Below are 12429 nucleotides of genomic sequence, written 5' to 3' on the forward strand. Positions count from 1 at the left end.
GCGGCGTCAGACCCCGCCGCCCCCGCCTCCTCCACCGCCGCCGCCGGAGGTGGTGCCTCCCGTGGATCCGCCGCTCGTGCTCGACCCCGAGTACGCGCCTCCCATGCTGGACGACACCGACCCGAGGCTCGACGCGAACACGGCCGGGGCGAACGGCGTGCTGCCGGAGTACCAGCCGGGCTCGCGGCGCTGGTCGTCGTAGCGGCGCCCGAGCTCGTCGCCCCACTCCTCCTCCTGGCCGAACAGGGCGGCGTACGGCAGCAGCTCCTCGGTGAGCCGCAGCACGTCGACGTGGTCGTGCGGGAGGTCGGCGCGCAGGGCGCCCTCGGGCGACTGCAGCATCCGGATCCGGTCCGCCTCGGCCAGCCGGATGAACTCCTTCAGCCCCCGCAGGTGGTCGCGCAGCGCCACCCCGCGCTCGGTGAGCGGGTGCGTCACGAGCGCGACGATCGTCACGCCGAGCGCGAGCACGGCCGCCACGAGGAACGCGATCACGACCGGCCCGCCGTACGCGTCCGCGAGCGCCAGCGCGGCGAACGCGACGGCCGCCGCCGTGCCGATCGACGCGGCGACGATGAGCAGCGTGATCGCGCCCACGGGCAGCGGCCTCCGCAGCCCGTCGGCGACCGTGCGCTTCCGCACCGCGGCCATCACCTTCTGGATCCGCGCGGCCGCCTTCGTGTCGGTCCGCTTCAGGTCCTTCACGGTGCCGGCCCCGGCGTCGTCGCCGAAGACCGCGGCGACGAAGCCGCGCTCGTCCGGGTCCGTGACGCGCGCCGGATCCACCAGCTCGAGCGCGAACGACGGCCTCCCCGTGCCGTCGCGCTCCAGGATCCGCACGGCGCCGCGCACCGCGAGGTCGAGCAGGAGCGCGGTCGTCGCGCGCGCCGCCGAGCCCGAGACCACGGCGGAGACGAGGAGCCCGACGCCCTCCGGCGGGTCGTACTGGGCGATGATCGTCCCGCGCCCGCGCCCGGGCGCGTCGGCGAGCCGGCGGCGGCGCAGGACGAGCGCACCGACCGCGGCCGCGACGGCGACGAGCGCGCCCGCGAGCGACAGCGCCGGCCACGGCGCCGCGAGGAAGGAGGAGTCGCGCGGCGTGAAGGTGCCGCGCTCGAACCCGATGGAGAGGCTGAGGTTCTCGCGCGGCCCGAGGTCCTCCGCCGTGGCCGTGAAGCCCGTCTCGGTGCGGACGATGTCGGCGGGTCCGTCGGCGCCCTCGGGACCGGCCGCCGCGTCCGCGCCGCCGGTGAGCCGGTCGAGGAGCTCCGGCGCGATCTCGACGGTCGCCGTCACCCTCCCGAACGGCTGCGCCCAGTCGAGTCCGTTGGTGTCCCAGTAGAACTCGTCGGCGTCCGTGTCGGCGAAGGAGCGCGTGACGTCGTGCTGCTCGTAGTCGATGACGTATGTCTGCTCGCCGCGCACGAAGGCGTCGTCGGCGATGGTGAGCACGGTCGCGCCATCGTCCGAGTCGGTCTCGAACGCGCGCGGGGCGCCGGACGCGTCCGTCACGGAGAGCACACGGAGCCCGGTGGGGTGGCCGTCGTGCTCCTGCGCGAGCGCGCGGCGGATCCCGCGGTTCTGGTCCCGGTCGGGGAACTCGGCGACCAGCGTCTCGGTGCTGCGGAGCACGGAGCGGCCGTCGGCGTCGGTCGACAGCCGGTAGACGGCGTCGAATGAGCGGAAGGAGAAGTCGTCGGCCTCCGCGTGCGCAGGGGCGGCGAGCCCGAGCGGGATCGCGAGCGCGGTCAGCAGCCCGGCGACCAGGGCGAGGCGGATGCGCGCGAGGCGGGCGCGGGCGAGGCGGATGCGCGCGAGGCGGGCGCGGGCGGCGGGCTCACGCACGGGTCGCTCCGGCCGCGCGGATCGCCCGCCGGATCGGCCGTCCCGGCCCCGGCTCGAGTCGCGCCTCCGGGACCTCGGCGTCGACCGTCCCGTCCTCCGCGTGCGCATCCGACGTCGTCATCGTGCTCCCCTCGCGCGACCCCCGTCGCACGAGGAGTCAACCACGCGGGGGATCCGCCAGCAGGGTCGCGGCGTCGGCCGCGAGCCCCGCGTACGCGGACTGCCGCTCCAGCCCCGACGCCTCGCGCGCCGCGGCCTGCACGACGATGGTCCACGCCTGGTCGCCGTCCTCCACGAGGTACGCGAGCGCGAGCGTGCCCACGGAGCTGCCGCCCTTGAAGGCCACGTGGTCGAACCGCTCCGGCTCGGGGAGGGCAGGGTTCGCCGCGAGGATCCCGCGCACGGGCTCCCCGGCCGGCGTCCGGGACAGCTCGTCGAGGCGCACGTGCGCGCGGGCGATGTCGTCGGGCGTCGCGAACCAATCGGCGCCCGAGGTCCACACCACGTCCGTGACCGCCGACACGGGCACGTCGAGCACGCCGCCCGGCAGCCCGTCGAGGAGCGCGCGCCGCTCGGCGGCGTCGCCGTCGGCCCAGCGCGCGCGGAGGGCGCCGCCGTCCTGCCAGCCGATGCGGAAGAGGTCGCGCGTGGTCATGAGCGGCACGTTGCGCGGCGGATCCGAGTGGCCGAGGTCCGCGAGCGCCGCCTCCACGCGCTCCCGCCCCACCGCCTCGACGACCATGTCGGTCGCGGTGTTGTCGCTGATCGAGATCATCTTCCCGGCCGCCTCGCGCACGCTGAGGACCGTGCCGGTCGGCGCGTCCTGCAGCTCGCCGGAGGGGAGGCTGCGCACGTCGTCGGTGACGGTGAGCGGGTCGTCCCAGCCGATGCGGCCCTCCTCGACCGCCCGCACGAGCGCGCCGAGCACGTAGAGCTTCACGATGGATCCGATGGGGCGCGCCTCGGTCGCGGCCACGCCGTCGGGCAGCACCTCGAGGATCCGCTCGCCGAGGGCGCCGTCCGCCACGCGCGTGACGGTGAGCGACACGTCGCCGCCGAGCGCCGCGGCCTGCTCCTCGAGCTCGGCCCAGCTGGTCGCGGGCGTCCGGTCGCCCTCGGGCTCGCCGAAGAAGAGGCCCGTGATGAGGCCGGCGTCGTCGACGACGACCTGCATGTCGAAGGTCCCGCCCGCCTCGCTCGCGATGGTGGTGACGGACTGCGCGCCCTGCTCCTCGTGCGCGGTCGGGGTCCAGGGCCGGCCCGTGCGCACCTGCTCGAGCACGGCGGCGAGCTCCTCCGCGGTCGCCGCGTCGAGCATCACCTGCGCCAGGCGCTCGCCCGTCTCCTGCACGGGGACGGGGTCCTCGGCGTTCACCGTGTCGAGCAGCCACTGCGCCTGCTGGCCGACGGGCGATCCCGGGAGCACCACGGGCTCGGCGGTGGCGGGCGAGGCGGGGGCGGGATCCGCGGGGGCGACGGAGCAGCCGGTCGCGAGCGCGGTGACGGCGGCCAGCGCGAGCGCGAGCGCCGTCCGGGCGGGACGGGACGGGCGCGATCGACGGGACGGACGGAGCGGTGACGGGGTCATGCCCCCATCCCACAGGAACGGGGCCGCCCGGTCGTCCCCCATGAAGGGGAATCGTCCGGGCGGCCCCGAGGGTCGCCGTTGCGCAGTCGGCGGCGCGCCGTGGATCAGGGGCGGGGCGCCACCTTGCTCTGGCCCGGGTCGCGGCCCGAGACCACGTTCGTGTCGACGTCGAACGCCTGGTCGCCCTCGCCCACGTTGTGCTCGAGGATCTGGTCGAAGGCCCAGTTCTCCGGGATCTTCGCACCGAGGTTGGCGCCCCAGCCCGTGGACATGTCGGCCACGTAGCTGAGCTCGGTGAGGTGCGCGGCCGCGAGGTTCGCGCAGATGCGGCGGCCGGCGTACACACCCACCCGGTACGCGCTGGCGCGGCGCTTCAGCTCGGCGTGGATGCCGCGGAAGTACGGCTGGAGGTACGTCTCGACCTCGGCGGGCGTGGCGTCGAAGTCGATGGCGTAGTAGATGACCGTGCCGGGCAGGAACCCGAGGCGGTCGGCGGCCTCGACGGCGCGGCCGGCGGCGCGCACGCCGAGGTCGTACGAGAAGTACGTGTTGTCGGTGCCGCCCTCCTGGAAGATCGGGAACACCTTGAGGCCGCCGGCGAAGATGGCCTGCAGCTCGCCGTCCTGGATCTTCTTCTCGAGCGCGTCCGGACGGTCGGAGTTCGTGAGGTAGCGCCCGACGACCGTGTAGCCGGCGTCGCGGAGCGTCTTCGCGCGGGCGGCATTGATGACGGTGATGCCGTCGACGGCCTGGCCCGGACGCGTGCTGTCGCCGTTGCTGGCGAGGAGCGCCGCGAAGGTGCGGAAGTCTCCGATGCCCGTCTCGGGGAGGGCGACGGTGCGCTGGAACTGGGAGAGCCGCTTGGCCTGCTGGGCGGAGAAGGTGCCATCGACCGGCCCGTCCCACGTGCTCATGACCACGAGCGACGCCTGGAGCAGGTGGACCAGGTACCCGGTGGTGTCAACGGATCCGACGGTGAGGGTCGGCTGCTTCCGCAGCGTGGCGCGCGTGAGCGGGCCGAAGGCGCCGTTCGCGGTCTCCTCGGCGATGCCGATCTCGAGCTGCAGCGCGTGGATGAGGGCCTTGTGCGCGTCGGCGGTCCACACGCCGTCGGTGGTGACGGCGGGGAAGCCGGCGCGCGTGCCGTAGCGCGCGGCCAGCTTCTGCTGGATGTCGCGGACGACGGGGCGCCCGGTGGACGCGAGCGGGGCGTCGGTGGTGGGGGGTGCGGCGGGCGTGGCCTCGTCGGCGTGCGCGGGGCCTGCGGCGATCAGGGCCACGGGGACGGCGGCGAGGGCGCCGCCCAGGACGGAGCGTCGGGACAGGTTCATCGGTGTGCCTCCCATGCCGGTCCGCCGGGCGGACCGGTCCGCAGGGCGGCTCGGTCGTCCGGGGACGGCGGTCTGCGGTTGTCCGTTGGCCTGATGGCGACGCGTGGTGCCGCCGGGCCGAGCGGGCGTGAACCGTCAAGATAGGGGAGCGGCCTCCACGCCGACGCCCGGCGTCCACAGGGGAGCCGTGCGATGGATCGTGCGGGCCGCGCGGGCATCAGCCAACGGAGCCGGCGGAGGCGGCGGATCCGGTCGGGCCCGCGTCCGCGGACCCGTCGCGGTCGCCCGGTCGGATCCGGTCGCGCGCGTGGTGCAGCGTGTCCGACGGCAGGGGCGGCACCCCGCGCGAGAGCCGGGCGAGCCCCGCCTTCACGACGACCGCCGTCGCGATCGCGAACAGCGCCAGCGTGATGAGCGCGGAGGCCCACAGGGGCAGCGCGAGCAGCAGGAGCGCCACGACCACCGTGGCCAGGAGCCCGAGCGACACGAGCGCGAGCGCCACGCCGATGCCGAGCAGGATCGCGCCGGCTCGGGCGGAGCGGGCGCGCTCGCCGATCTCGCGCTTGGCGGAGTCGATCTCCGCGCGCACCGCGCGGAGCAGGGGATCGACGGCCTTCTGCGCGAAGGACCCGCCGAACCAGCCGCTGCGGGAGGAGCTGTCGTCGTCGGTCATGGTGCGTCTCTTCTCTCGTGGAGCGGATGGTGCGGGCAGAGGCCCGCCCCGGCGCGGACCGATGGGGTCCGTGCCGGGGCGGACGGGTGATCAGGCCAGGCGCGTCTCGCTCGACATGCTCGAGCGGAGGCCGCCGGTGATCTGGATGACGACGGGGACCTCGGTGCCGAGCACCGCGTCGAGCCGGGTCACGGCCTCGTCGACCGTGCGGCGCACCGCGACGGGCGAGATGCCGCGTCGGGCGACCGCGGTGACGCGCAGCGCGATGGCGTGGGCCACCTCGAACGCGGTCACGTCGACGGAGACGATCCCGGGGTCGTCGTGCAGGGCGTCCTCGAGCAGCTGCTGCGCGAACCGCGCGTCGATCACGAGGGCGCCGCCCGTGGGCGTCGACCCGTCGCGTCCGCCCTCGATGCGCACGAGGGTGCCGGTGCGGCCGTGCCCCTGGCGGAGCGCGAACCACGCGAGGACCACGATGAGCACGAGGGCCGCCAGGGCGACGACCCAGAGGATCCACGGCTGGTCGCCGGAGAGCGCGTCGGCGACCGGCTGCTCGGCGTCGGACGCCGCGCCGGAGACCGTGGACTGCACGTCGGGCAGCAGGCTGCCCGCGCCCAGGGCCACGCCGACGGCGAGGAGGACGAGCCCGACCACGATGACGAGGAGGCGGTTCAGCGCCCGGTTCGTGCTGGTCATGAGCCCACCTTCCCGTTCGTCGCGAGCGTCACCTTGGCGGTGAGCGCCGGCGTGTAGTCGTACCCGTCGAGCTCGGCGCGGACCGCCTGCTCGATGGCGGCCCGGTCCGGCGTGTATCCCGTGGAGGGGGTCAGCCGGACGAGGGCCTGGCGCTTGGAGACGCTGACGTCGACCTGGTCGGGCGACACGTCGCCCGCGTGGCTGGCCGTGAGGGCGATCGAGCGCGCGATGACGCGGTCGTCCACGACGGCCGCGGTGCGGCCGATGCTCCCGCCGCGGCGGCCGCGGCTGCCGGGCTTCAGCCCCACGATCACGAGGACGAGCCCCAGGATCGCGATCGCGACGCCCACCGCGACCAGCGCGCCGGCCGGGGCCGACGCCGCCTGGAGGGCGGACGACGCGAGGTCGGCCGGCGCGAGGAGCAGCGGCGCGGCGCCGACGGCCGCGAGGACCGACTCGGTGCCGAGCCAGGCGAGCACCAGGATCAGGAGGACGGCGATCGTGATGGCGATGCCGGCCCGGGACGAGTGCGTCTCCCGCCGCACGAGGCGGCGGTAGGTGCTGTCGGCGCTCATGAGACCCTCCTGCGTGCCTGGATGCGGGCGCCCGTGATGCGGAGGTCGACGCTTCCCACGGTGGATCCCGTGAGGCCGAGGACCCGCTCGCGCACCTGGATCTGCGCCCGGGTCAGGCGCTCCACCAGCGACCCCTCGGCGACCTGCCGGTCGGAGAGCGCGGGGACGCGGATGGGCGTGCGCGCCTCCACGGTGAGCGTGCCGCCGACGTCCGTCAGGGTGACGGAGACGTCGTCGGCGGGCACCTCGAGGGCGTCCGCGGTGACGGCGGAGACCACGCGGCGCACGGCGCGCGGCGTGACGGTGGTGCGGCCCCGCGTCGCCCGGGAGGCGGTGCCGGGCGACCCGGGCTCCGCCAGCGCGGAGGTCACGACGACCGGCGCCCGCGGAGGGCGTCGGCGAGCCCGCGGACGTCCAGCTTGCCCTCGAGCACGCGGCCGACGCCGAAGCCGACGGCCATGAAGATCAGGACGAGGAGGAAGCCGCCGAACCCGAAGGCGAGGCCGGAGAGCGCGAGGACCGCCCCGACGAGGAGGCCCGTGGTCGTGGGGGTCACTGGACGCGCTTCTCGGCCGCGTCGTCGTTCGACGGCTTGTCGGACGGGAGGTTCACGTCGGTGATCGTGACGTTGACCTCGGTGACCTCCATGCCGACGACCTGGTCGATCGCGTCGCTGATCGCGTTGCGCACGTCGTCCGCGACCTGCTGCAGGTCGACCGGGTACTCGGCGATGAGCGTGACGTCGACGGCGACCTGCGTCTCGCCGACCTCGACGGAGATGCCCTGGCCGCGGTCCTGCTGGCCGATGACGTTGCGGATCGCGCCGACGGCGCGTGCGGCGCCGTTGCCGAGGTCGTGGACTCCGGCGACCTGGCGCGCGGCGATGCCGGCGACCTTCTCGATGACGCCGTCGGCGATGGTGTTCTTGCCTCCGGTGCTGCCGGTGCCGGTGACGCCGGTGGACGCGGACGTGGGGGTGATGCTCGACATGGTGTCTCTCTCTCGTGGTGGTGGACCGTGCGCGGTGGTGCTGCTGCGTGGTGCGGACCGGAGTCGCCTCCGTGGCCCGCCTCGTCATTCAGACGCATCGGCGGGGTGGTTCGGCACGCGGCTCAGGTGACTCCCAGGGAGCGCGCGTGCCGCTTCGCCTCCCGGACACGGCGCGGGGCCGGAGCGGACAGCTCCGGCACCGGTCCGCCGCGGTCCGCCGGGTGGCGTCAGGCGCGGAGCGTGGCGCTCGGCAGCTCGCCGAACCGGTCCGCGTAGGACGCGGCGAAGCGGCCGAGGTGGCCGAAGCCCCACTGCTCGGCGACAGCCCGGACGGTGGTCGTGGCGGGCGACGCGTCGCGGAGCTCGGCGCGCACGCGGTCCAGGCGGATCCCGCGGAGCAGCGCGCTCGGCGTCGTGTCCTCGTACCGGCGCACGGCGAGCTGGAGCACGCGCGTGCTGATCCCGGCGGCCCGCGCCGCGTCCGCCGGCGTGATGGGCCGGTCGGCGTGGTGGTGCAGGTACTCGATCGCGGTGCGCACGGAGCTCATCCGCGGGCCCCGCATCTCGGCGCTGAACGGCACGTCGTGCCACGGGAAGAGCTGGAGCGTGGCGCGCGCCACGAGGAGGCCGGCCTGCATCCGCAGCAGCGGGCTCGACGCGATGTCCTGCAGCACCGGGCTCGCCTCGCCGACGGCGCGGCGCCAGAGCGACGCCTGCTCGATGCCCGGCGGCCGGGCGTGGTCGAAGACGAGGGGACGCGGGCGGCCGTCGTGCACCTCGGCCGCGGTCTCCTCCAGGAAGCCGCCGTCGATGTGCACGAGGTTCTGCACGCTCGGCTCGCAGCGGAAGCCGAACGACCGGCCGGAGGGGAAGAGGAAGGGGCGGGATCCGCTCGAGCGCACCTCGTGCGAGCCCACGTCGACCGCGCCGGATCCCTCGCGCCACCAGGCGACGACGTAGTCGGGCAGGGCGGGCACGCGGCCCCAGTGCGTGGCGGGGAAGCTCGACGAGCGCAGCGTGACGTTCTCGTCGCCCACGAAGGAGTAGCGGTACGCGAAGTCGCCCCTGCCCTCCTCCGCGTGGAACTCGGTGCCCGGGAACAGGGCGGCGTACCGGTCGACGGCCTCGTCGATGTCGGTTCCGGACATGCTGCCGCGGCGGAGCGCGGGGGCGGCGGTCTCGGCGGCCCAGCGCGCGGGATCGGCGGCGCGGGCGAGCGTGGATGCGGCCTCGGGGGCGATGGAGTCCACGGTGGCGTCGCCGTGCCTGCCGCGGGGTCGCGGGGCCGGGGCGTCGTCGGTGCGGGCGCCGAGCGGGGCCAGCGCGTGCAGGGGGGACGCCGCTCGGGATCGCGCGTCGGGCGCGGATGCGGTGCTCATGGTTCCTCCGTCCTGCGCGACCGGGATGCGGTCGCGTGTCATGGAGTGGACGTGTGGGGCGGGGTGTTCGTCACGCGCCGCCGGGGATCCGGTCGGTGCGCGGGAGGCGGCCGGGGTCGGGGTGCCCGCTGGCGCCTCGACCCCGGTGCGGGCTAGTCCGTGCCGCTGGTGCGCATGCCGCCGGCGACACCCCCCGGCGTGGCGGCGCCCGCGGCGGCCTGCGCGCGCTCGCCGATGGGCGGGGTGATGGGCTTCTCATCGAACATGTGACGCTCCCGGAGGTTCGGCGGTGGGCATGGCTCGTCCACGAGCATCCGCATGGCTCACGATCCCCTCGCGGCGCGTCGCGCACAACGCCTCCCGGGGGCGGGGGCACTGGCTTTCCGGCGCCGCGCTACCGGGATCCGAGCCCGGGCCCCGCATCGGGGGGTGGCGGTGCGGATCAGCCCGCGACGCGCGCCTGGCCCGCGACGAAGGCGGCGAAGGCCGCGTCGACCCGCTCGCGATCGCCCGTGAGCAGCAGGTCGACCATGAGGCCGCGCATCACGCCGAGGATGACGGTGGCCGCGGCCGACGCCTCCGCCGCGGGACGCCCGGCGGCCTCGAGCGCTCCCGCGATGAGGGCGGTGCGGTCGCGGAGGGAGCGCGCCACGGCGTCGGCGAAGGGCGGGTCGCCGTGCATGCTGCGGCCGGTGATCGCGACGAAGAGCCGCACGTGCCGCCGGCCCTCGGGTGCCGTGGCCCGCGTCCACAGCGCGCGCAGCGGGTCGTCCGCCCCCGCGACGAGGTCGGGCGAGGAGAACGTCTCCGCGAGCACGCGCGCGACGATCTCGGCGATGAGCCCGTCGCGCGTCGCGAAGTGGTGGACGAGCGTCGCGTGGCTCACGCCGACGCCGTCCGCGAGGCTCCGGAGGGTGAGGTCGTCCAGGCCGTGCTCGAGGACGTGCTCGGTGGCGGCCCGGAGCAGCTCGCCGCGGCGGTGGGCATAGCGCAGCCGGCGGCCGTCCACGGGGTCGTCGCCCATGCGGATCCGCCCCCCTCCTGGCGCGCCCGCGCCCCCGTCCCGTCGATTGCTTGACCAACTGGTAAGGCAAATGTAGCGTCCATGCCAGAACGCGCCCGCGGGGCCCGGGGCGTGTCCCGGGATGGGCGGGCGCACGACCGTCCGGGGGGACACCATGACCACGATCACGACCGAGAGGGGCCGCCGCGGCCCGCTCCTGACCGCGGCGGCGATGCTGATGGCGGCGGGGGCCGCCCTGGGCCTCGCCGCTCCCGCCCAGGCGGCGGCGGTCAACCCGTACGAGCGGGGACCCGAGCCCAGCTCCGCGAGCATCGAGGCCACGCGGGGCTCCTTCGCGGTGGCGGAGACGTCGGTGTCGCGCTTCACGGCCCGCGGCTTCGGCGGCGGCACGATCCACTACCCGACGAGCACTAGCGCGGGCACCTTCGGGGTCGTCGCCATCGCGCCGGGCTACACGGCGCGCGAGTCCAGCATCGCCTGGCTCGGCCCGCGCCTCGCGTCGCAGGGCTTCGTCGTCTTCACCATCGACACCATCACCACCTCCGACCAGCCGAGCTCGCGCGGCGACCAGCTCCGTGCGGCGCTGGACTACGTCGTGGACGAGAGCTCCGTGCGCGGTCGCGTCGACGGGTCCCGGCGCGCGGTCATGGGCCACTCCATGGGCGGCGGCGGATCCCTGCAGGCCGCCAAGGACGAGCCGGCCATCCGCGCGGTCATCCCGATGACGCCCTACAACCTCGACAAGACGTGGCCGGAGGTCGTCGCGCCGACGCTCGTCATCGGCGCGGAGGACGACAGCGTGGCGCCGGTCGCCCGGCACGCGGAGCCGTTCTACGAGTCGCTCACGCAGGCGTCGGAGAAGGCCTACCTGGAGCTGCGCGGCGCGAGCCACTTCGCGCCGAACATCTCCAACACCACCATCGCGAGCGCGAGCATCGCGTGGCTGAAGCGCCACGTCGACGCGGACACCCGCTACGAGCGCTTCATCTGCCCGGCGCCCGCGGTGAGCCTCCAGATCAGCGAGTACCGCAGCACCTGCTGAGGCGCGTCCGCCGGACGCGGCGGCAGCACGACGGCGGGGCGCCCGGAGGCGCCCCGCCGTCGTGACGCGTCGCGCCTAGTGCTTGATGCGGTCGATCCAGCCGGCGACCGGCCGCTGCTGCTCGCCCTGCTGGGCGGCGAGCACGACGAGCACCGAGGTCATCGCGGGGATGATCCACTGGAGCGCCTTCTGCTTCTTCTGGGCGGCCGCGAGCTCCTTCGAGGAGCCCGCACCGGGCTCGGTGGTGCCGGCGGCGCCCTCGTCCTGGTGCTTGGCCATCTTCGCGCCGACGATCGCGGAGTAGAGCGTCGTGCCGGCGGCGGCGATGGTCAGCACGGCCTTCACGTTGGTGTTGGAGCGGGCCTCGCTCTGGCCGGCGAGGCGGCCCTTGTTCGCGTAGATCAGGCCGAGCCCGCCGACGGCGTGCGCGCCGAGGGCGGCGAGCTGCACGGGCGCCCACTTCGCCCAGCCGATGGACGAGAGGCGCAGGCGCTCTTGGGGCAGCTTCGCGGCGGCGGCCGCCCCGTTGAGCCCGACCGCGCCCATGAGGGACCCGCCGAACCAGGCCGCGAGGCCGAGGTCGTGCATGCTGCGGATGACGGTGTTGCGTTCTGACATGTGCATCTCCGAGTCGTGTCGAGGCCGGCTCCTGGCCGGCCGATGTGCTGTGCGTCGGACGCTACGCCGGGGATCGAGCAGTGTGTCGCCGGGCGGAGGATGTCCAGCATCCGGGGGCGGCGGCGCCGTCGGCGGAGACCTCAACGGATCCTGGGAGTCCCGCCGCGCGACCTTGGCGCTCCCCTCCGCGCCCGGTTCGGTGGAGACCGTGCCCGTCGAGCGGCGGGTCCGTCACCGAGGGGAACCGGATCATGGGCAAGGCGTGGATGGTGATGGTCGCGGCCGTGCTCGGCGGCCACGGGTTCGTGGGTCTGTTCATCGAGGGCTCGCACCTGCTCGGGATCCTCAACGTCGACTTCTTCGTCGACGTCCTCTACCTCGCGAGCGCCGTCGTGCTGCTGCTCGCCGGCACCCGGCAGATCGGCCCCGGCGCGATCCGCGGAACGCTCACCGCGTTCGGCGGCCTGTTCACGCTCATGGGCGTCCTCAGCATCGTGGACGACGAGCTCGGCGGCCTCACGCCCACCGGGTTCACGATCGTCGACGACTTCCTCTTCTTCGGCCTCGGCCTCTCGGGCCTCGCCCTCGCGCTGACCCCCAGCTCGGTCGAGCCGCTCACCACCGGCGGCAAGGCGCTCAACTAGCGGCGGCAGCCACCGCGCCTGCGT

General features: G+C 75.0%; 14 protein-coding genes. 2 read left to right on the top strand and 12 right to left on the bottom strand.

The genetic code is table 11. From position 1 onward, the window contains the following. Positions 1-6: 6 nt before the first annotated feature. The 11 genes from ACU4ZT_RS01480 to ACU4ZT_RS01530 form a co-directional block, all read right to left on the bottom strand. Complete coding sequence (locus ACU4ZT_RS01480; RefSeq protein WP_445337704.1) at positions 7-1845, bottom strand: DUF2207 family protein; 1839 nt, start codon at positions 1843-1845, stop codon at positions 7-9. Positions 1846-2002: 157 nt separating this feature from the next. After that, a complete protein-coding gene (locus ACU4ZT_RS01485) occupies positions 2003-3433 on the bottom strand; it encodes a serine hydrolase (protein ID WP_445337706.1) in 1431 nt (476 codons plus the stop codon). 104 nt (positions 3434-3537) lie between these two features. Then, on the bottom strand, positions 3538-4764 hold the full coding sequence (locus ACU4ZT_RS01490; protein WP_063070484.1) for a glycoside hydrolase domain-containing protein: 1227 nt from the start codon (positions 4762-4764) through the stop codon (positions 3538-3540). 217 nt (positions 4765-4981) lie between these two features. Then, the gene (locus tag ACU4ZT_RS01495; RefSeq protein WP_414748533.1) at positions 4982-5437 is read right to left on the bottom strand and encodes a phage holin family protein; all 456 of its coding nucleotides are present in this window, start codon (positions 5435-5437) and stop codon (positions 4982-4984) included. Between the two features lie 90 nt (positions 5438-5527). Then, positions 5528-6133 carry a hypothetical protein gene (locus ACU4ZT_RS01500; RefSeq protein ID WP_414748532.1) on the bottom strand — a complete coding sequence of 202 codons (606 nt, stop codon included), beginning with the start codon at positions 6131-6133 and terminating at the stop codon, positions 5528-5530. Further along, the gene (locus tag ACU4ZT_RS01505) at positions 6130-6708 is read right to left on the bottom strand and encodes a hypothetical protein (RefSeq protein ID WP_063070481.1); all 579 of its coding nucleotides are present in this window, start codon (positions 6706-6708) and stop codon (positions 6130-6132) included. Before ACU4ZT_RS01505 ends, ACU4ZT_RS01500 begins: the two co-directional genes overlap by 4 nt. Continuing rightward, positions 6705-7079 carry a hypothetical protein gene (locus ACU4ZT_RS01510; RefSeq protein ID WP_445337709.1) on the bottom strand — a complete coding sequence of 125 codons (375 nt, stop codon included), beginning with the start codon at positions 7077-7079 and terminating at the stop codon, positions 6705-6707. Before ACU4ZT_RS01510 ends, ACU4ZT_RS01505 begins: the two co-directional genes overlap by 4 nt. Beyond that, on the bottom strand, positions 7076-7264 hold the full coding sequence (locus ACU4ZT_RS01515) for a DUF2273 domain-containing protein (protein ID WP_063070479.1): 189 nt from the start codon (positions 7262-7264) through the stop codon (positions 7076-7078). Before ACU4ZT_RS01515 ends, ACU4ZT_RS01510 begins: the two co-directional genes overlap by 4 nt. Further along, entirely contained in the window at positions 7261-7698 is a 438-nt protein-coding gene (locus tag ACU4ZT_RS01520; protein WP_063070478.1) for an Asp23/Gls24 family envelope stress response protein, read from the bottom strand. Before ACU4ZT_RS01520 ends, ACU4ZT_RS01515 begins: the two co-directional genes overlap by 4 nt. A 227-nt stretch (positions 7699-7925) precedes the next feature. After that, a complete protein-coding gene (locus ACU4ZT_RS01525; RefSeq protein ID WP_445337711.1) occupies positions 7926-9077 on the bottom strand; it encodes an AraC family transcriptional regulator in 1152 nt (383 codons plus the stop codon). Between the two features lie 442 nt (positions 9078-9519). Then, positions 9520-10101 (bottom strand): TetR/AcrR family transcriptional regulator, encoded by a 582-nt coding sequence (locus tag ACU4ZT_RS01530; RefSeq protein WP_445337713.1) that lies wholly within the window; start codon positions 10099-10101, stop codon positions 9520-9522. Positions 10102-10255: 154 nt separating this feature from the next. On the opposite strand from ACU4ZT_RS01530, the gene ACU4ZT_RS01535 reads away from it, so the two are divergent. After that, the gene (locus ACU4ZT_RS01535) at positions 10256-11143 is read left to right on the top strand and encodes a poly(ethylene terephthalate) hydrolase family protein (protein ID WP_063070476.1); all 888 of its coding nucleotides are present in this window, start codon (positions 10256-10258) and stop codon (positions 11141-11143) included. Positions 11144-11218: 75 nt separating this feature from the next. On the opposite strand, the gene ACU4ZT_RS01540 is transcribed toward ACU4ZT_RS01535, so the two are convergent. Next, positions 11219-11761 (bottom strand): hypothetical protein, encoded by a 543-nt coding sequence (locus ACU4ZT_RS01540; RefSeq protein WP_445337715.1) that lies wholly within the window; start codon positions 11759-11761, stop codon positions 11219-11221. Between the two features lie 251 nt (positions 11762-12012). On the opposite strand from ACU4ZT_RS01540, the gene ACU4ZT_RS01545 reads away from it, so the two are divergent. Further along, positions 12013-12405 (top strand): hypothetical protein, encoded by a 393-nt coding sequence (locus tag ACU4ZT_RS01545; RefSeq protein WP_063070475.1) that lies wholly within the window; start codon positions 12013-12015, stop codon positions 12403-12405. The last annotated feature ends 24 nt before the right edge of the window (positions 12406-12429 follow it).

Source organism: Clavibacter davisi (assembly GCF_052751415.1).

Coding starts and splice junctions, on each gene's coding strand:
- ACU4ZT_RS01485 (WP_445337706.1), bottom strand. CDS start 3,433: ATGACCCCGTCACCGCTCCGTCCGTCCCGTCGATCGCGCCCGTCCCGT.
- ACU4ZT_RS01490 (WP_063070484.1), bottom strand. CDS start 4,764: ATGAACCTGTCCCGACGCTCCGTCCTGGGCGGCGCCCTCGCCGCCGTC.
- ACU4ZT_RS01495 (WP_414748533.1), bottom strand. CDS start 5,437: ATGACCGACGACGACAGCTCCTCCCGCAGCGGCTGGTTCGGCGGGTCC.
- ACU4ZT_RS01500 (WP_414748532.1), bottom strand. CDS start 6,133: ATGACCAGCACGAACCGGGCGCTGAACCGCCTCCTCGTCATCGTGGTC.
- ACU4ZT_RS01505 (WP_063070481.1), bottom strand. CDS start 6,708: ATGAGCGCCGACAGCACCTACCGCCGCCTCGTGCGGCGGGAGACGCAC.
- ACU4ZT_RS01520 (WP_063070478.1), bottom strand. CDS start 7,698: ATGTCGAGCATCACCCCCACGTCCGCGTCCACCGGCGTCACCGGCACC.
- ACU4ZT_RS01525 (WP_445337711.1), bottom strand. CDS start 9,077: ATGAGCACCGCATCCGCGCCCGACGCGCGATCCCGAGCGGCGTCCCCC.
- ACU4ZT_RS01530 (WP_445337713.1), bottom strand. CDS start 10,101: ATGGGCGACGACCCCGTGGACGGCCGCCGGCTGCGCTATGCCCACCGC.
- ACU4ZT_RS01535 (WP_063070476.1), top strand. CDS start 10,256: ATGACCACGATCACGACCGAGAGGGGCCGCCGCGGCCCGCTCCTGACC.
- ACU4ZT_RS01540 (WP_445337715.1), bottom strand. CDS start 11,761: ATGTCAGAACGCAACACCGTCATCCGCAGCATGCACGACCTCGGCCTC.
- ACU4ZT_RS01545 (WP_063070475.1), top strand. CDS start 12,013: ATGGGCAAGGCGTGGATGGTGATGGTCGCGGCCGTGCTCGGCGGCCAC.